We start from the raw sequence: 16,281 nt of genomic DNA on the forward strand, positions 1-16,281 counted from the left end.
ACCGTCGGCGGCATCGGTCAACGCGCGTGTCACGATGTCCGGGTGACGGAGGCGCGACGGTACGGCGGCCGCGCGGCCGGGGAGCGGGTCGCCGAGCGCCGTGCGCGCCTGCTGGAGGCGGGCCTGGAGCTGATGGGCACCCGCGGGGTCGCCGGCGCGACGGTGCGCGGGGTGGCCGAGGAGTCCGGGCTGGCGGCGCGGTACTTCTACGAGAGCTTCGCGAGCATCGAGGCACTCCAGCTCGCCGTGTTCGAGCAGATCGCCGGCGAGGCCGCCACGCGTTCCCTGGGGGCGCTCGCCGCTGCTCCCGACGACACCGCCGCGCGGACCCGGGCCGTGCTGGCCGAGATGGTCGACCTGTTCCTCGAGGACCCGCGCAAGGGGCGGGTCGCGCTGCTGGAGTCGATCACCTCGCCGGTGCTCGGCCCCCGGGTGCTCGAGGAGTCCCGCCGCTTCGCCGGGATGCTGGCCGCCACCGCATCCTCCGGCGACCCGGCGGAGTCCCCCGAGGGACTGCCGGTGGAGGTGCGGCTGCGGGCGCAGTTCCTCATCGGTGGCGTCGCCCACACGCTCGGCGCCGCCCTGCAGGGCGACATCGAGGTCGAGCGGGACCGGCTGGTCGACGTTCTCGTGGAGCTGTTCGTCAGCCTCAGACCGTGACAGGGGCGTCGGCGAGCAGCTCGCGGACCCGCGGCACGACCTGGGTGCCGTAGAGCTCGATGCTGCGCATCAGCTGCGCGTGCGGCATCGCGCCGTTGCTGTACTTCAGGTCGAAGCGCTGGACCCCGAGCGCCCGGACGGCGTCGGCGATCTTGCGTGCGACCGTCTCGGGGGAGCCCACGAAGAGCGCACCATGGTCGACCTCGGCGTCGTACTGCTCGCGGGTGGCGGGACCCCAGCCGCGCTCGGCGCCGATCCGGGTGCGGCTCTCCGTGAAGTGCGGGTACAGCCCCTCGCGCGCCTCGTCGTCGGTGTCCGCGACGAAGCCGGGGGAGTGCACCGCGATCGGGAGAGCGGGCTGGCCGAGCTCCGTGAGCGCGCGGCGGTAGAGGTCGGTGAACGGAGCGAACCGGGCGGGCTCGCCGCCGATGATCGCGATCGTCAGCGGGAAGCCGTACCGGGCAGCGCGTACGACGGACTCGGGCGAGCCGCCGACGCCGATCCAGGTGGGGATGGAGCCGCGCTCGGTGGTCGGGAAGACCCGCGCGTCGCGCAGGGCCGGGCGGTGGGTGCCGCGGTCCCAGGTGACCGCCTGCTCGCCCTGGAGGGCCGCCCAGAGGTCGACCTTCTCGCTGAAGAGCTGGTCATAGTGGGCCAGGTCGTACCCGAACAGCGGGAACGACTCGGTGAACGAGCCGCGGCCCAGGGTGATCTCGGCGCGACCGTTCGACAGCGCGTCGAGGGTGGCGAACCGCTCGTAGAGGCGGACCGGGTCGTCGGAGCTGAGCACCGTCACCGCCGTACCGAGCTTGATCGTCTCGGTGCGGGCTGCGATCGCCGCCAGCACCATCTCGGGGCTGGTGACCGCGAAGTCCGCGCGGTGGTGCTCGCCGATGTTGAAGACCTCGACGCCCACCTGCTCGGCCAGCACGGCCTGCTCCACGATGTTGCGGATCACCTGCGGGTGCGCGAGGGCCTCGCCGGTGGCGGGGTCGAGCGTGACGTCGCCGAACGTGTCGAGCCCGAAGACGAGCTCGCTCACTGGTCGGCCTTCGCGGCGTCGACGTCGAAGTCGCGGACGGCGGCGATGACCTGTGCCAGCGCGGGCGCGGGCAGCGCACCGGCCTGCGAGAACACCAGCGCGCCCTTCTTGAACGCCATCAGGGTCGGGATCGAGGTGACCCGCGCGGCGGAGGCGAGCTGCTGCTCCTCCTCGGTGTTCACCGAGCCGAAGACCAGGTCGCCGTGCTCCTCAGCGGCCGCCTCGTAGATCGGGGCGAAGTTGCGGCACGGGCCGCACCAGGACGCCCAGAAGTCGACGAAGACGATCTCGTTGTCGAGGACCGTCTGCTCGAAGTTGCCGGCGGTGAGGTCGATGGTGGACATGTCACTCCTCAACGTTTCTCGATCGGAAATGTTCCCCGGTTGCGGTCGACGCCGCCGGTGACACCGGGCACCGAGCCGCGGTCGTCGTACTGCCACACGGCCCACTCCCGCGCCGGCGGCCGGTCGCCGAGCCGTCGTACCCACTGCGGGTGGTCGGCGAGGTCCCCCGCGAGCCCGTAGCGCGCCTCGAGGTCGGGGTAGAGGTAGACGAGCGTGGTGATGCCGAGGCGCTCGTCGACGGTCCGCAGGAAGGCACGGACCTGCTGCAGGAGGGCTGCCCGGGGCGGTGGGTCCGCGCAGCTGCCGGCCAGCTCGAGGTCGAGGGCGGGCGGTGGCTGCTCCTGCGGGTCGGGGCCGAGGACGTCGAGGAAGTGCTCGGCCTGGGCCGCGCCGTCGCTGCACAGCTGGAAGTAGTGGTAGCCGGCCACCGCCACCCCGGCGCGTACGGCGGCGGCCCGGTGGGCCGCGAACCGGGGGTCGGTGAAGCCGGTGCCCTCGCTCGCCTTGAGGTAGGCGAACCGGATCCCGGCGCCGGCCACCTGCTCCCAGTCGATCGGTCCCTGGTGGTGGGAGGCGTCGATGCCCTCGGCGAGCTCCGGGGTGGGGGTCGGCGTGGGGGTCGGCGTGGGGGTCGGGGTGGGCGGTGCGGTGGTCGAGGGCGGCGGTGAGGGGGCAGGGGTCGGCCCGGCTGCCGGCGTACCGCTGCACCCGGCGAACGCCAGCACCGCCGCGACCGCGGCGACCCGGCCCAGGGACCTCGGGCTCCTCACGCAGCCCAGCCAACCACGCGCCGCCGCGACGTATCGTCGACCCATGCGGAAGCTGCTGCTGACCTTCGTCGTCGCGACCCTCGCCGCCGTCCTCGCGGTCCCTGCCCCGGCCCGTGCCGCCGTGAAGGTGATCGACGACGGGGTCGATCCATCGCTGCCCGCCCAGATGGACATCCTGCGCGTGAAGATCGACAACCGCGCCGACCGCGTGGTGCTGAAGCTGACCTTCCGCGACCTGACGGAGACCCGCCGGGCCCAGACGAAGGTGTTCATCGGCACCGACCCGGCCACCGAGGCGGGCTTCATCGCCTACACCAGCCACCGCCCCGGCACCGCCCCGCTCACCCAGCTGTGGGAGCCGACCGACCAGGAGTTCGGCGGTACGCCGGTCGAGTGCACCGGGATCCGCGGGAGGTGGCGCTTCGACGTCAACCGGGTGCGGATCGTCGTACCCCAGGCGTGCCTGGCCAGTTCCGCGCCGCGCTACCGCTTCAAGGCGGTCGCCGGTTTCTACAAGCTGAAGGGTGACTGGACCGAGTTCCGCGGCGTGAAGCGCGGCTGACCTCTCCGCCGACCCACCGGCCCCGCGGCCCGGCTAGCCTCCTCCCATGGAGACCGCGCGGATCACCCACGTCCTGGTGGACGGGGAGAACATCGACGCCACCCTCGGTACGTCGATCCTCGGCCGGCGGCCCCGGCCCGAGGAGCGGCCGCGGTGGGAGCGGCTGCTGCAGTTCGTGGAGCGGCAGTGGGGGCAGCCGACCAACGGGCTGTTCTTCCTGGCGGCCAACAGCGAGCTGCCGATGTCGTTCGTGCAGGCGCTGCTGGCGATCGGCTACCGGCCGATCCCGCTGTCCGGCGGCGCGAACCAGAAGGTCGTCGACATCGCCATCCAGCGCACGCTGGAGGAGCTGAAGAACCGCGACGCGGACGTCGTCCTGGTCAGCAACGACGGCGACTTCGTGGAGCAGGTCGAGAACGTCCTCGACGGACGCAGGGTCGGGCTGGTCGGGTTCACCGAGTTCCGCAACAGCGCGTTCGCCCAGCTCACCTCGCGCGGCCTCGACTTCTTCGACCTGGAGTACGACGTCAACGCGTTCAACGAGCGCCTGCCGCGGGTCCGGATCATCCCGATCGACGAGTTCGACCCGACCCAGTTCATCTGAGCGGCAGGTCCAGCCACCGGCAGGGCATGCTGTCGGGATGAGGCTCCTGGTTCTCGGCGGCACCCAGTTCCTGTCCCGTGCGGTCGCGTCCGAGGCGGTGCGCCGCGGGCACGACGTGGTGTGCGCCAACCGGGGCCGCTCCGGCACCGTGCCCCCGGGTGTGACCAGCATCCGGTGGGACCGTGACGAGGCGGCGCCCGAGAAGCTCACCGACGGTGATCCGTACGACGCCGTGGTCGACGTGTCGCGCACGCCCTCCCACGTCGGCCGGGCCCTGGCCGCCGTACCCGACGCGCACTGGGTGTTCGTCTCCACCATCTCGGTCTACGCCGACGACGCCGACCCGGCCGGCCCCGGCGCCGGCCGCCTCAAGGACGCGATCGCCGAGGACCTCGACCCGATGGCCAGCGTCGAGAACTACGGCGGGATGAAGGTCGCCTGCGAGCAGCTCGTCCTCGACGCCGACCCGAAGGCGGCCGTCGTGCGGCCCGGCCTGATCGTCGGCCCGGGCGACCCGAGCGGGCGGTTCGCGTACTGGGCGCGCCGCTCGACCTCGACCGGCGAGGTGCTCGCCCCCGGCGACCCGCAGGACCTGGTCCAGGTGATCGACGTCCGCGACCTCGCCGCCTGGATCGTCACCCTGGCCGAGGACCGCACGGGCGGCACGTACGACGCCGTCGGCCCCGCCCAGCCGATCGCCGACCTCCTCGCGGCAGCCCTGCCCGACGCCGAGCTGGTCTGGGTCGACCAGGACTTCCTCGAGGCCGAGGGCGTCGAGCCGTGGTCGGGACCCGACAGCATCCCGGTCTGGCTCCCGCGGCCGGCGTACGACGGCATGCTGGCCCACGACGCCGCCCCCGCCCTGGCGGCGGGTCTCGAGCCCCGCCCGGTCGGGGCCACCACCCGCGACACCCGGGCCTGGCTGGACGCCGATCCTGCGGCGCGGATCACGGGGATCACGACCGAGCGGGAGGCCGACCTCCTGGCGCGCTTCCGGGCTCGCTGACGTCGCGCTGCCCTGCGGTTCAACTACCGAATTTGTCGCGAAGGGCCGCGATTGGCGACGAATTCGGTAGTTGAACCGTTCCCACTACAGTCCGGCCAGTGCTGAGAGTCGCCACCGCCAACATCAACGGCATCCGCGCTGCCCACCGTCGCGGCTTCGGCGACTGGCTCGCGATGCGCGGCTGCGACGTCGTCACCCTCCAGGAGGTGCGCTGCCCGGTCGACGCGCTCCCGGAGAAGGCGTTCGGCGACTACGCGGTGGCGTACGACGCCGGCGAGCTCGCGGGCCGCAACGGGGTCGCCGTGCTGACGCGCGAGCCGGCCGCCGCGGTGCGGACCTGGTCGGTCCCCGACCCCGATCGCCTCCTCCCGCGGGCGCTGCGCAACCACGCGACCGAGGGCCGGTACGTCGAGGTCGACCTGGCCGACGTACCCCTGACCGTGGCCAGCCTCTACCTCCCCAAGGGCGGCCTGCCCGCGCACCTGCAGGACCCGAAGCGGATGCGGGAGGCGCCGGACGGTGGGGCGAAGTACGACCGCAAGATGGCGTTCATGGCCGGCTTCGCCCGCCACCTCGCGGCCTCTCGGAAGCACGCGGCGAGCAGCGGGCGCGAGTTCCTGCTCACCGGCGACCTCAACGTCGCGCACACGAAGGCCGACGTCGCGAACTGGCGGCGCAGCAACCAGACCGAGGGCTTCCTGCCCGAGGAGCGTGCCTGGCTCGACGCCCAGCTGTCGCCGCGCACGCTCGTCGACGTCGTCCGCAGGCTGCACCCGGACGTCGAGGGCCCGTACTCCTGGTGGAGCTGGCTCGGCCAGGCCTACGCCAAGGACGCCGGCTGGCGCATCGACTACCACCTCGCCACGCCCGCGTTGGCCCGCACGGCGGTGACCGCGGTCGTGGACCGCGAGCACGCCGGCGTCCGGCTCAGCGACCACGCGCCGGTGGTCGTGGACTACGAGTTCGGCTGAGCCCCTACTTCCAGGCCCGGACCCAGGCGACGTCCATGGTCGCCGTCTTCGGCGAGGTCGACGTACGCGCGGCCGAGCCGGTGCCCCAGATCTGGGTGAGGACGACGTAGAACGGCTTGTCGAACGGCGCCGGCGGGCGGACGTTCGTCGGCGTCCAGGAGTGGGACCAGCAGAGCTGGTCGTCGTAGGTGAACCTCATGACCGTCGGCGTCCAGTCGAGCGTGTAGGTGTGGTAGCCGGTGCTCGCGGCGGGGCCGGGGCACGTGCGGCCCGTGCTCTTCGACTTGTCCTCACCGAAGTAGTGGACCGACGGGTACACGTGGCTCGGGTCGTTGCCCATCCACTCGGCGATGTCGACCTCGCCGGAGAGGGGCCACCGGCCGTAGGTCTGCACCTGGGGGTAGAGCCAGAACGCCGCGTGACCTCCGGTGGCGGCCGAGAAGCGCACGCGTGCGGAGAAGCGCCCGTAGGTCTGGGTGAACCGGGAGATGGTCGCGACCGTCGACACCTCCGAGTTCGTCGGGAACGGCGCGTAGGGGCTCTGGCACAGGAACACCTGGTCGAGGATGGACGAGGTCAGGCGCAGCGTCCCGCCCCCGACGCTGATGGTCCGCTTGTTGTCGCGGTAGCACCCGCCCTGCCCGGTGAACACCCCGGTCAGCGCGGTGTCCTGCGCCATCCAGCGGGTCCGGTCCAGCGCGGTGCCGTCGAACTCGTCGTGGAAGCTGCAGGAGAGGTACGACCCGTCGGGACGCTGTGGCCGGGTGCCGCACGCGTCGACCGGGTCGAGCAGCTGGCGGACGGTGCGTGTCCCGCCCTGTGCCTGCGCGGCGGGGGCTGCGGGTGCCAGCTGCAGGCCCGCTGCGAGTGCCGCCAGTGCCGCGACGGCGGCGATCCGGCGCGCGCCGAAGTGCTTCCCCATGCTGTTCATGACCCTCTCCTCGGGAGCTGTGAAGGGCGAGGGGGGTCGGGCACCGAGAGTGATCTCAGGTTAGGGGTCGGCCGACCGGCCGATCCGGGCCGGCCGGTCTTTTACCGAGGATTGGGGAACCTCCGCCCCTCGGGGAGAGGTCAGGTGCCGGAGGTCCCGGTCACTGCCAGACGCGGACCCAGTCGACCTCGAGGGTCGACGTCGTCGGCGACGACAGCCTCCGCGCGGCCCAACCGGATCCCCAGATCTGCGCGAGGACCATGTTGAACGGCTTGTCGAACGGCGCCGGCGCACGGACGTTCGTCGGCACCCAGCGGTGGGACCAGCAGAACTGGTCGTCGTAGAAGAACGTCATCTCGGTCGGCGTCCACTCGACGGTGTAGGTGTGGAAGCCGGTGGTCGCCCCGGGCACGGGGCAGTCGCGGCCCGTGCTCTCCTGCCTGCCCTCGCCGAGGTAGTGGACGGACGGGTACACGTGGGACTGGTCGTTGCCGAACCACTCGGCGACGTCGATCTCCCCGGAGAGCGGCCACTTGCCGTAGGCGTGGTCCTCGGGCGAGAGCCAGAACGCCGCGTGGCCGCCGGTCGCCGCGGAGAAGCGCATCCGGGCGGAGAACCGGCCGTAGGTCTGCGTGAACCGCGAGGTCGTCGTGACGGTCGCGACCTCCGAACGGGTGGTGAACGGTGCGATGGAGCTCTTGCACAGGAACATCTGGGGGTGGATGGTCGCGGTCAGGCGCAGCGTCCCGCCCTCGACGTCGATGGTCCGGGGGTTGTCCCGGTAGCACCCACCCTGCCCGGTGAACACGCCGGTCTGCGAGGTGTCCTGGGCCGTCCAGCGGGTCCGGTCCAGCGTCGTGCCGTCGAAGTCGTCGTGGAGGCTGCAGGAGTAGTACGAGCCGTCGGGGCGTTGCGGCTGCGGGCCGCAGGCGTCGGCCTGACCCGCCGGCACCGGAACGGAACCGCTCCGGACCCGGCGTGACTGGCTCGCTCGGCCCGCCGCGACCGCCCGGAACACGCGCGAGCGTGGTGGTGCGGGCAGGGTGACCGAGAACCGCCCGGACGACGCGGACCGGCGTACGGCGACCGTGGTCCACCGCCCGCCGCCCCGCATCTGCAGGCGTACGGCGGTCCGGGGCCGGGCCCGACCGCGGAAGGTCACGGACGTGCCGTGGTGAGTGGGGCGCCTCAGCACGGGGACCGCCCTCGCGCCGGCCTCGGCCGATGCTGCACCGGGCACGCCGGCAACGGGTGTCGCCGGTAGCGCCAGCAGACCCACGGCGAGTGCTGCCACGACGGTGACGACGGCGATCCTGCCCTGCCAGAACCGAAGGCGGCGTCCCCCTGCCGGGGGTGCTTCCACGCTCTCCATGTCGCTGCTCCTCGTTCGGCGTGTGCCGGCGTCTCGACCGGGTCCGTTGGCCACGGCTCGCCACGCAGGAGCATCGAGCACGAGACCGCGGTGGTCTCGGCAGGAGGCGGTTCCGGACAACAGGGAGCAGTGCTGGGCCTCGGTCAACGTCGGACGGGTCCCGCCGCTGGGGCCGAGGTCGGCGCCAGACTAGTGCGACGAGGTGAGAACTGGTACCCGTTCTACTTTTCGACAGCCGCGGGCGGTCCGAGCGGGGGGTCCGTCAGGCGTCGATCCGCCGCTCGCCGCCCACGGGCACGACCGCCACCGCCAGCAGCGGGAGCGCGGCCGCCAGGGCGTACGCCGCGCCGTACCCCCACGCCGTGATGGTCAGTCCCGCGACGGGCGGGACGGCGACCGCGGCGAGGTGCTGGGCGCTGTTCTGCAGGCCCAGGGCGCGGCCCGACCAGAACGGGCCGGCGCGCTCGGCGACGGCGGTGAAGGCGAGGCCGTTGTCGGCGACGGTCACGGCCGAGGCGACCACCAGCAGTGCGACCGCCAGCGCCGTCACCGGCCCGGACCCGCCGGCGCCCGCCGCGGCCAGGCCGAGCAGCCCCATGGTGGCCGCGGCGAGGAAGGCGACCGCACGCATCGGCCGCATCCTGCTGCCGACCAGGTCGGAGGCCCAGCCCGCGCCGATCCGGGCGGCCGCGCCCGCGACCTGGGTGCCGGCGACGACCAGGCCGGCGATGCCGGGCGACCAGCCGAGGTCGTCGACCAGCCAGGTCAGGCCGAAGGTCCACACCAGGAACTGGGGGACGACGAGCAGCACCGAGGCGGCGTGGATCCGGGCGAGGTAGCGGTCCGCGCGGTAGGGGTTGACGGCCGCGACCGCCGCGGCGACGGGAGGCCGCGGCGGGTCGAGGACGACGACCGCGACGAAGGCCGCGACCAGGACGGCGGCCGCGGTCGGCACCCACAGGGCCGGCCCGATGCCGTGGCGGTCGGCGATGACGGCGACCGTGCCCGCGGCGATGCCGACGCCGAGCGGCTGCCCGGTCTGCCGGATCCCCATCGCGATCCCGCGCCGCTCGGGTGGGAACCAGCCGACCACGACCCGGCCCGAGGCGGAGTTGGTCGCAGCCGCACCGATGCCGGCGAAGCCGAGCGCCACGGCCATCGGCCACGGCGAGGCGAGAGCGGCGGCAGCAGCACCGCCGAGGGCGGTCACGACCAGCCCGGCCAGCAGCGCGAACCGCTCGCCGCGCCGGTCGACCACCAGGCCCCAGAGCACGAGCGTGAACATCATCCCGGTCATCGACGCCGAGGCGACCAGGCCGGCCTCGGCCAGGCTCATCCCGTAGCCGCCGTCCGCGACGGGACGGTGCAGCTCGGGGATGAGGAAGCTCGGTGCGGTGACCATCGCCGCGGTCGCTGCCTGGGCGCCGGTGCCGGCTGCCAGCATCGCCCAGCGCCGGGCGGCGGAGACCGTCCGCACCCCCGCCGGGGACGGGGCGGCGGTCGAGGTCACTGCCTCAGTCAAGCACCGGCGCCGGGGCCGCCCGTCGTCGTACCAAATTGTGGGGATTCGGCTCGTCAACCCTCCCGCCGGCGCCTCGTGTTCCCCGACGCTGGTCATCCGGCGCGTTCTGGGGGGACGCGCCGGGTCCAAGGGAGGGACCACGCATGAACCCGTTGAGCTCGCACGTCCTCGACGACCTCACCGACTTCGTCGGTGCTGCGCTCGGGTGCCCGGTCCGGCTGATGTCGCAGCCCGGCGTACCCGGTGAGACCCAGTTCCACGTGTACGACGACCGGGCGCACCGCGTCGCCGTGGTCCGCTGGGCCGACGACGACGCCGGGGCACGGCGGGTCCTCGACGGCGCCACCGCGCTCGCGACCCTCGAGGCGCACCACCACGGCAGCCGGCTGGTCGCGCCCCGGCTCCTCGCGCTGACCACCCGGGCGGATCGGCCGCTCCTCGTGCAGGAGTGGTGCGCCACGCCGTACCCGGGCCGGGTACCGACCCGCCCGGCGCGGTTCGACGCCGAGAGGGTCCTCGTCGAGCTGGCCACGATCGCGGACCTCGACCACTCCTACGCCGGCGACCTTCGCGCCCGGCTGCAGGGTCTCCCGGCTTCGGCGTTCGGCGACCAGCTGCTCGCCGCGCTCGACCAGCTCGGCTCGCGCCACGACCTCGACGCGCTGGCGCGCGGCGCCTGGCACGGCAGCTGGTCGCGCCGCACCGTCGCGGCCGGAGCGCACGGGACCGTGCTGGTGCGGGAGTGGGACCGCTATGGCCTGAACCGCCCGATCGGCTTCGACACCCTGCACTTCCGGCTCGACGAGCTGCGTGGCGAGCTGCGCTGGTACGGCGCCGGCACGGCGCTCGTCGAGGAGGCGCCCCGCATCCTGGCCCGCTGGCACGGCCGGGTGGTCGTCGAGGCCCGGTGCGTCGCCCGGCTGCTCCTGCTCGAGCTCGCTGCCCGGGAGCTCGCCGAGGTCGGCCCGGGCCGCGCGCCCGTCTCCTGGCTCGCCGACTGGATCGCCCCGACACTGTTCAGCGCCTGATCCCTCGATCGCCTCCCGGGCGGGGAATGAAGGAGGCCGGTTCGGGGAACCGTTGCGGGTGTGGAGGTCGACGCATCGCTGGCCCGCACCCTGGAGCTCCTCGCCGAGGGTGTGATCGAGTTCGCCGGGTTCCGCGTGGCTGCCGTCAGCCTGGTCGACGCCGGCCTGCTGCACACGGTCGCTGTCGTCGGCGACGACACCGCCGCCGCCCAGCTGCTCGACCAGCGCACCCCGGTCGAGCTCCTCGAGCGCGAGCTCGTCGCAGCGGACGTCTGGGGCGCGCTGCGCTTCGTCCCCGCCGACCGCTCCGGTGGTCACCTCGACGAGCACGTGTGGGTCCCCGACGTCGTGCCGCTCGAGGAGCCGGACGCCTGGAACTCGCGTGACCTGCTCTGCGGTCTGCTCCACGACCAGGTGGGGCAGATGCGGGGCGTGCTGTGGGTCGACCTGCCCGCCAACGGCCACCGGCCCGACGCCGCCCAGCGCTCGACGCTGCAGATGTACGTCCGGCTCGCCGAGCGTGCCCTCGTCACCGCGCTGGAGCGCGACGACCTCGAGCTGCGGGTCGAGCACGAGCACGCGCTCGCCGAATACCGTCGCAGCATCATCGACGTGCTGTCCCACGAGCTGCGCGGTACGGCGGCCGCGATCGCGCACACCGTCGACTCGCTGCGCGGCGAGCCGGGGCTCGGCGACGCCGTGGCGGCCGGGCTCGCCGTGGTGCACGGCGGCACCGAGCGGCTCCGGTCGGTCGTCGACGACATGGCGGCGCTGGCCAAGCTGGGCCGGACCGACGCACCGCTGCGGTTGCTGACCACCGACCTCGGCCACCTCGCCCGGGAGGCGGTCGCGCTGCACGGCGCGGAGGCACGGAGCCGGGGTGTGAGCGTGGAGCTGGAGGTCGTCGAGGAGCCCACGCTGCGGGGCGATCCCGAGGACCTCGACCGGATGGTCGCCAACCTGGTGTCCAACGCCATCAAGTACTCCGAGCCGGGCGGGCGGGTCCTGGTCCGCGTCGTGCCGGGGCCGTCGTGGGTGGTGCTGACGGTGCGCGACGTCGGGATCGGGATCGACGCGGCCGACCGGGATCGGGTGTTCGAGGAGTTCTTCCGCTCCCGCCACCGAGCCGTACGCCGCCGCCCCGGCGCCGGCCTGGGCCTGGCGATCGTGCACCGGGTCGTGGAGCTGCACGGCGGCATCGTCCGCGTCGACTCGGCGCTCGGTGAGGGCGCGACGTTCACCGTCGAGCTGCCCCGGGCGGGCGTCGTACCCGAGGCGGGGTGATCGCGTGCGCGCCCGGCTCCGGATCGTCATCGTCGAGGACCACGCGCTCTTCGCGCAGTCCCTCGACTTCGCGCTGACCCGCGAGGGGCACGACGTGCGGGTCCTCACGCCCGACGACTTCACCTCCCCGGCCGCACTGCTCGCCCGGATCCGCGAGCTCCGGCCGCGGATCGTGCTGCTCGACCTCGACCTCGGGCCGCTCGGCGACGGGCGCCTGCTCATCGGCCCGCTCACGCAGGCCGGGATGCAGGTGGTGGTCCTGACGGCGACCACGGACCGGGTGCGGTGGGGCGAGTGCCTGGCGGTCGGCGCCCGGCGGGTGCTGTCGAAGGCCGGCACCCTCGACGGCGTGCTCGCCGTGATCACCGCCCTGTCCCAGGGCGGTCGGCTGATGGACGAGACCGAGCGCGCCGAGCTGATCGCCCTCGCCCACGCGAACGGCCAGGAGCACCGGGAGATCCGCGGGCGGTTCGAGAGGCTCACCCCGCGCGAGGCCGTGGTGCTCGGGCATCTGATGCGCGGAGAGACCGTTCACGACGTGGCGGTGGCGTTCGTCGTGTCCGAGAGCACCGTGCGGACCCAGGTGAAGCGGATCCTCGGCAAGCTGGAGGTGTCCTCGCAGCTCGCCGCAGTCGGGCTGGCCAACCGGATCGGGTGGCAGCCGCCTGCATGAATCACCTCCTCAGAGGTGAAACCTGCACTTACCGCCCGTTGCAATGGGCAGTAAGCGAGGGAATCGCCTCCCAGGAGGCGATTCCTGCAGCCCTCAGTCCCCGCTCGGCACGATCGCCGAGATCACCGTCCCGTCGGCGCGCTGGATCCCGGCCGGGTACGGCGGCTCGCCGTCGAGCGCTGGTCCCTGGTGCTCGAGCGGGACGACGACGGGCTCACCCGGACCGACCTTCACCAGCGCACCCCGCACCGCGAAGGTGACCGGCTCGGTGCCCTGCTCGACGTACAGCTCCAGGTCGGCCGGCCGCACCGTCACCCGCACCCGGGTGCCGTGGAGGGTCACCCGGAAGACCAGCGACGACCACGACGAAGGCAGCCGCGGGTCGAGCTGCCACTGCTGGTCACCGGCCCCGGAGCCGATGTCACGGAAGCCGCCGAAGCCACCGACCAGCGCGCTCCACACGCCGCCGGTCGAGGCGACGTGGACGCCGTCGGCGGTGTTGTTGTGGCGGTCGGCGAGGTCGACGAAGAGCGCGGAGTGGAAGTAGCGCAGCGCGAGTGCGGAGTAGCCGACCTCGGCGGCGACGATCGACTGCACGACCGCGGACAGCGTGGAGTCGCCGGTGGTGATCGGGTCGTAGTACTCGAAGTCGGCCTTCTTCTGCTCGGCCGTGAACTCCTCGCCCTGCAGGTAGAGCGCGAGCACGACGTCGGCCTGCTTGAGCACCTGGAACCGGTAGATCACCAGCGGGTGGTAGTGCAGCAGCAGCGGCCGCTTGTCGAGCGGCGTGTTCTCCAGGTCCCACATCTCGCGTTCGAGGAAGTGCGCGTCCTGCGGGTGGATGCCGAGGAAGGAGTCGAACGGGATCGACATCCCGTCGGCGCACTCCGCCCACTCGTCGGCCTCGTCCGGGGTCAGTCCGGTACGACGCACCAGGTCGTCGTACGCCGCCGGGGCGTCGCGCTGCAGCTCCCACACCGCCCTGGCCGCGCGACGGAGGTTGAAGCGCGCGAGCACGTTCGTGTACAGGTTGTCGTTGACGACGGTCGTGTACTCGTCCGGCCCGGTCACGCCGTGGATGTGGAAGGTCCTCCGGGTCTCGTCGCGCCAGAACCCGAGGTCGGCCCACATCCGCGCGGTCTCGACGAAGATGTCGACCGCCTCGCGGGCCAGGAACTCCTCGTCGCCGGTGGCGCCGACGTACTGGCTCAGGGCGTACGCGATGTCCGCGTCGATGTGGTACTGCGCGGTGCCGGCGGCGTAGTAGGCCGAGGCCTCCTGCCCGCTGATCGTGCGCCACGGGAACAGTGCGCCCTTCTGGGAGAGCTCGCGGGCCCGCGCGCGGGCGCTGTCGAGGAGGTTGTAGCGGAACCGCAGGGCGTTCCGCGCCGCCCACGGCACCGTGTACGTGAGGAAGGGCATCACGTAGATCTCGGTGTCCCAGAAGTAGTGGCCGCCGTACCCGGACCCGGTCACGCCCTTGGCCGCGATGCCCTGCCCCTCCGCACGCGCCGCCGCCTGCAGGACCGAGAAGAGGTTCCACCGGATCGCCTGTTGGACCGCCGGCTGGCCGGGCACCTCGACGTCCGCGCGTGCCCAGAAGCCCGTGAGCCAGGCCTCCTGCACCTCGTACTGGTGGGCGACGCCCTCCTCACGGGTGCGGGCCAGGGTGCGCTCGCAGCGGTCGATCAGCTCGCGCGGCGGCACCGTGGCCGCGGTGTGGAAGGACACCAGCTTGGTCAGCTTCACCGGGACGCCGGGCTCGGCCGCGACCCGGTAGATCGCCTTGGCGAGGTCGTCCTCGGCGTGCACCTCGAGGGAGTACGGCGACGCCGTCTCCAGCACGTGGTCCGCGACGACCCCCAGTGTCATCCCGCTCTGCGCCGCCCGGTAGCCGAGCTTCAACCGGCCGGTGACGGCGCTGGCCTCGTGGAGCCGCGGCAGCAGCACGCGGCGGTCGAACGCCTCGGCACGGCGGGGGTCCGCCGTACCTCCGCCGCTCTGGTCGAGCGGGCCGGCCTCGCGCTGCTCGTCCTGCCGGTTGACCAGCTGGGAGGAGATCGCCAGCGACGCGCGCTGGTCGAGGAGGGTCACCTCGAAGGTCAGCACGGCGAGGTGGCGCTGCTCCAGGGGCACCATCCGCGTGCTGCGGATATGGACCCGCTTGCCGCCGGGCGTGCGCCAGACCAGGTCGCGGGTGAGCACGCCGGTGCGGAAGTCGAGCGAGCGCTCGTACTCGATCAGGTCGGCCACCGACAGGTGTAGCGGCTCGTCGTCGACGTAGAGCCGGATCACCTTCGGGTCCGGCACGTTGACGATGGTCTGCCCGATCCGCGCGAAGCCGTAGGCCTCCTCGGCGTGGGAGATCGGCCAGGTCTCGTGGAAGCCGTTGATGAAGGTGCCGTCGAGGTGGGCGTCGCGGCTCTCGGGGTAGTTCCCGCGCAGGCCGAGGTAGCCGTTGCCGACGGTGAACAGGGACTCGGTGGTGCCGAGGTCGCTGCCGTCGAACCGGGTCTCGACCAGCCGCCACTCGTCGACGGGGAACCGGCTGCGGTCGAGCGGGTCGCCGGCCGGCGGCGCCTTGTGGGACGGGCCCTCGGGTGCGTTCATGCGTCCTCCTCGGGGACCAGCTCCGCCAGATCGGGTACGACGACGGTGGCTCCCGCCGCGCGGAGGGCGTCCTCGCCCGCGCCGCGGTCCACCCCGATCACCAGCCCGAACCCGCCCGCGTGCCCGGCGGCGACCCCGTTGATGGCGTCCTCGAGCACGACGGACCGGGCGTTGGTCGCACCGAGGGTCGCCGCGGCATGGGTGAAGGTGTCGGGCGCCGGCTTGCCCGGAAGTCCGAGCTCGGCGGCCAGGCCGCCGTGCATGATCGTCGCGAAGTAGTCGGTCAGCCCGGCCGCGGCGACCACCGCGGGCGCGTTGCGTGACGAGGACACGACGGCCATCGGCTTGCCGGCCTCGTGCAGCTCGGCGATCAGCGCCACCGAGCCCGGGTAGGCGACGACCCCCTCCGAGCCGAGGATCTGGTTGAACGCCTCGTTCTTCCGGTTGCCCAGCCCGCACACCGTCTCCGCCGTGGGCGGGTCGTCCGGCGACCCCTCCGGCAGGGTGATCCCACGTGCGGCGAGGAACGAGCGGACCCCGTCGTAACGGGGCTTCCCGTCGACGTAGGTGAAGTAGTCCTGCTCCGTGTACGGCGGGTACGCGACGCCGTCCGCCGCAGAGCGCGCGGTCAGGAACGACGTGAACATCGCCGACCACGCGTGCATGTGCACCTCGGCGGTGGGCGTCACCACCCCGTCGAGGTCGAAGAGCACTGCATCCCACGCATCCCAGTCCACCGGTGTCCGAGGCACCTGAACAGGCTATCCGTCCGAGTTCGTCGAGTAGGTCACGGCCGAGGAACGAGGCCGTGACCGTATCGAGACGCCTCGACGGGTCTCGATACGCGCCTCGCGGCTTCGCACGCTCAGCCGCGGCGCTTCTCGACCTCCCCGCCTGATCTG

16 protein-coding genes are annotated in these 16,281 nt (G+C 72.9%); 8 read left to right on the forward strand and 8 right to left on the reverse strand.

The features are described from left to right. The first annotated feature begins 42 nt into the window (after positions 1 to 42). Positions 43 to 660, forward strand: coding sequence for a TetR/AcrR family transcriptional regulator (locus ACZYRU_RS00440; protein WP_488955100.1), 618 nt, complete (start codon positions 43 to 45; stop codon positions 658 to 660). Here the strand turns inward: ACZYRU_RS00440 and ACZYRU_RS00445 are convergent. From ACZYRU_RS00445 to ACZYRU_RS00455, 3 genes are read right to left on the reverse strand one after another with little or no spacing between them, the layout of a single operon-like run. Then, on the reverse strand, positions 650 to 1,702 hold the full coding sequence (locus tag ACZYRU_RS00445; protein ID WP_488955101.1) for an LLM class flavin-dependent oxidoreductase: 1,053 nt from the start codon (positions 1,700 to 1,702) through the stop codon (positions 650 to 652). The genes ACZYRU_RS00440 and ACZYRU_RS00445 overlap by 11 nt on opposite strands. Further along, the gene (gene trxA, locus ACZYRU_RS00450) at positions 1,699 to 2,046 is read right to left on the reverse strand and encodes a thioredoxin (protein ID WP_488955102.1); all 348 of its coding nucleotides are present in this window, start codon (positions 2,044 to 2,046) and stop codon (positions 1,699 to 1,701) included. Before trxA ends, ACZYRU_RS00445 begins: the two co-directional genes overlap by 4 nt. An 8-nt stretch (positions 2,047 to 2,054) precedes the next feature. After that, entirely contained in the window at positions 2,055 to 2,816 is a 762-nt protein-coding gene (locus tag ACZYRU_RS00455; protein WP_488955103.1) for a glycoside hydrolase family 25 protein, read from the reverse strand. 43 nt (positions 2,817 to 2,859) lie between these two features. Between ACZYRU_RS00455 and ACZYRU_RS00460 the strand changes: the two genes are divergently transcribed. The 4 genes from ACZYRU_RS00460 (at position 2,860) to ACZYRU_RS00475 (ending at position 5,959) form a co-directional block, all read left to right on the forward strand. Beyond that, on the forward strand, positions 2,860 to 3,378 hold the full coding sequence (locus ACZYRU_RS00460) for a hypothetical protein (RefSeq protein WP_488955104.1): 519 nt from the start codon (positions 2,860 to 2,862) through the stop codon (positions 3,376 to 3,378). 46 nt (positions 3,379 to 3,424) lie between these two features. After that, positions 3,425 to 3,982, forward strand: coding sequence for an NYN domain-containing protein (locus tag ACZYRU_RS00465; RefSeq protein ID WP_488955105.1), 558 nt, complete (start codon positions 3,425 to 3,427; stop codon positions 3,980 to 3,982). Between the two features lie 37 nt (positions 3,983 to 4,019). After that, on the forward strand, positions 4,020 to 4,988 hold the full coding sequence (locus ACZYRU_RS00470) for an NAD-dependent epimerase/dehydratase family protein (protein WP_488955106.1): 969 nt from the start codon (positions 4,020 to 4,022) through the stop codon (positions 4,986 to 4,988). 101 nt (positions 4,989 to 5,089) lie between these two features. Beyond that, positions 5,090 to 5,959 (forward strand): exodeoxyribonuclease III, encoded by an 870-nt coding sequence (locus tag ACZYRU_RS00475; protein WP_488956231.1) that lies wholly within the window; start codon positions 5,090 to 5,092, stop codon positions 5,957 to 5,959. A 4-nt stretch (positions 5,960 to 5,963) separates the two neighbouring features. On the opposite strand, the gene ACZYRU_RS00480 is transcribed toward ACZYRU_RS00475, so the two are convergent. The 3 genes from ACZYRU_RS00480 to ACZYRU_RS00490 all read right to left on the reverse strand — a co-directional run bounded on the left by ACZYRU_RS00480 (position 5,964) and on the right by ACZYRU_RS00490 (position 9,772). Continuing rightward, the gene (locus ACZYRU_RS00480) at positions 5,964 to 6,890 is read right to left on the reverse strand and encodes a glycoside hydrolase family 16 protein (RefSeq protein WP_488955107.1); all 927 of its coding nucleotides are present in this window, start codon (positions 6,888 to 6,890) and stop codon (positions 5,964 to 5,966) included. A 160-nt stretch (positions 6,891 to 7,050) separates the two neighbouring features. Next, positions 7,051 to 8,262: a glycoside hydrolase family 16 protein gene (locus tag ACZYRU_RS00485; protein ID WP_488955108.1), complete on the reverse strand. Its 1,212-nt coding sequence runs from the start codon at positions 8,260 to 8,262 to the stop codon at positions 7,051 to 7,053. Positions 8,263 to 8,524: 262 nt separating this feature from the next. Further along, positions 8,525 to 9,772: an MFS transporter gene (locus ACZYRU_RS00490; protein WP_488955109.1), complete on the reverse strand. Its 1,248-nt coding sequence runs from the start codon at positions 9,770 to 9,772 to the stop codon at positions 8,525 to 8,527. A gap of 155 nt (positions 9,773 to 9,927) precedes the next feature. Between ACZYRU_RS00490 and ACZYRU_RS00495 the strand changes: the two genes are divergently transcribed. From ACZYRU_RS00495 to ACZYRU_RS00505, 3 genes are read left to right on the forward strand one after another with little or no spacing between them, the layout of a single operon-like run. After that, positions 9,928 to 10,812, forward strand: coding sequence for a hypothetical protein (locus ACZYRU_RS00495; protein ID WP_488955110.1), 885 nt, complete (start codon positions 9,928 to 9,930; stop codon positions 10,810 to 10,812). A gap of 60 nt (positions 10,813 to 10,872) precedes the next feature. After that, complete coding sequence (locus ACZYRU_RS00500; RefSeq protein ID WP_488955111.1) at positions 10,873 to 12,096, forward strand: sensor histidine kinase; 1,224 nt, start codon at positions 10,873 to 10,875, stop codon at positions 12,094 to 12,096. Positions 12,097 to 12,100: 4 nt separating this feature from the next. Further along, the gene (locus ACZYRU_RS00505) at positions 12,101 to 12,769 is read left to right on the forward strand and encodes a helix-turn-helix transcriptional regulator (RefSeq protein WP_488955112.1); all 669 of its coding nucleotides are present in this window, start codon (positions 12,101 to 12,103) and stop codon (positions 12,767 to 12,769) included. Between the two features lie 93 nt (positions 12,770 to 12,862). Here ACZYRU_RS00505 and ACZYRU_RS00510 read toward each other — a convergent pair whose 3' ends face one another. Together ACZYRU_RS00510 and ACZYRU_RS00515 are read right to left on the reverse strand one after the other, a co-directional pair. After that, the gene (locus tag ACZYRU_RS00510; protein ID WP_488955113.1) at positions 12,863 to 15,379 is read right to left on the reverse strand and encodes a glycoside hydrolase family 65 protein; all 2,517 of its coding nucleotides are present in this window, start codon (positions 15,377 to 15,379) and stop codon (positions 12,863 to 12,865) included. After that, entirely contained in the window at positions 15,376 to 16,131 is a 756-nt protein-coding gene (locus tag ACZYRU_RS00515; protein WP_488955114.1) for an HAD family hydrolase, read from the reverse strand. The genes ACZYRU_RS00510 and ACZYRU_RS00515 overlap by 4 nt, the downstream gene beginning before the upstream one ends. Positions 16,132 to 16,281 lie beyond the last annotated feature (150 nt).

This window comes from Nocardioides sp. F233 (assembly GCF_057813895.1).

What these genes read in the sequence shown, in the direction of transcription:
- trxA (WP_488955102.1), bottom strand. Translation starts at nt 2,046, where the DNA reads ATGTCCACCATCGACCTCACCGCCGGCAACTTCGAGCAGACGGTCCTC.
- ACZYRU_RS00460 (WP_488955104.1), top strand. Translation starts at nt 2,860, where the DNA reads ATGCGGAAGCTGCTGCTGACCTTCGTCGTCGCGACCCTCGCCGCCGTC.
- ACZYRU_RS00465 (WP_488955105.1), top strand. Translation starts at nt 3,425, where the DNA reads ATGGAGACCGCGCGGATCACCCACGTCCTGGTGGACGGGGAGAACATC.
- ACZYRU_RS00470 (WP_488955106.1), top strand. Translation starts at nt 4,020, where the DNA reads ATGAGGCTCCTGGTTCTCGGCGGCACCCAGTTCCTGTCCCGTGCGGTC.
- ACZYRU_RS00480 (WP_488955107.1), bottom strand. Translation starts at nt 6,890, where the DNA reads ATGAACAGCATGGGGAAGCACTTCGGCGCGCGCCGGATCGCCGCCGTC.
- ACZYRU_RS00485 (WP_488955108.1), bottom strand. Translation starts at nt 8,262, where the DNA reads ATGGAGAGCGTGGAAGCACCCCCGGCAGGGGGACGCCGCCTTCGGTTC.
- ACZYRU_RS00495 (WP_488955110.1), top strand. Translation starts at nt 9,928, where the DNA reads ATGAACCCGTTGAGCTCGCACGTCCTCGACGACCTCACCGACTTCGTC.
- ACZYRU_RS00510 (WP_488955113.1), bottom strand. Translation starts at nt 15,379, where the DNA reads ATGAACGCACCCGAGGGCCCGTCCCACAAGGCGCCGCCGGCCGGCGAC.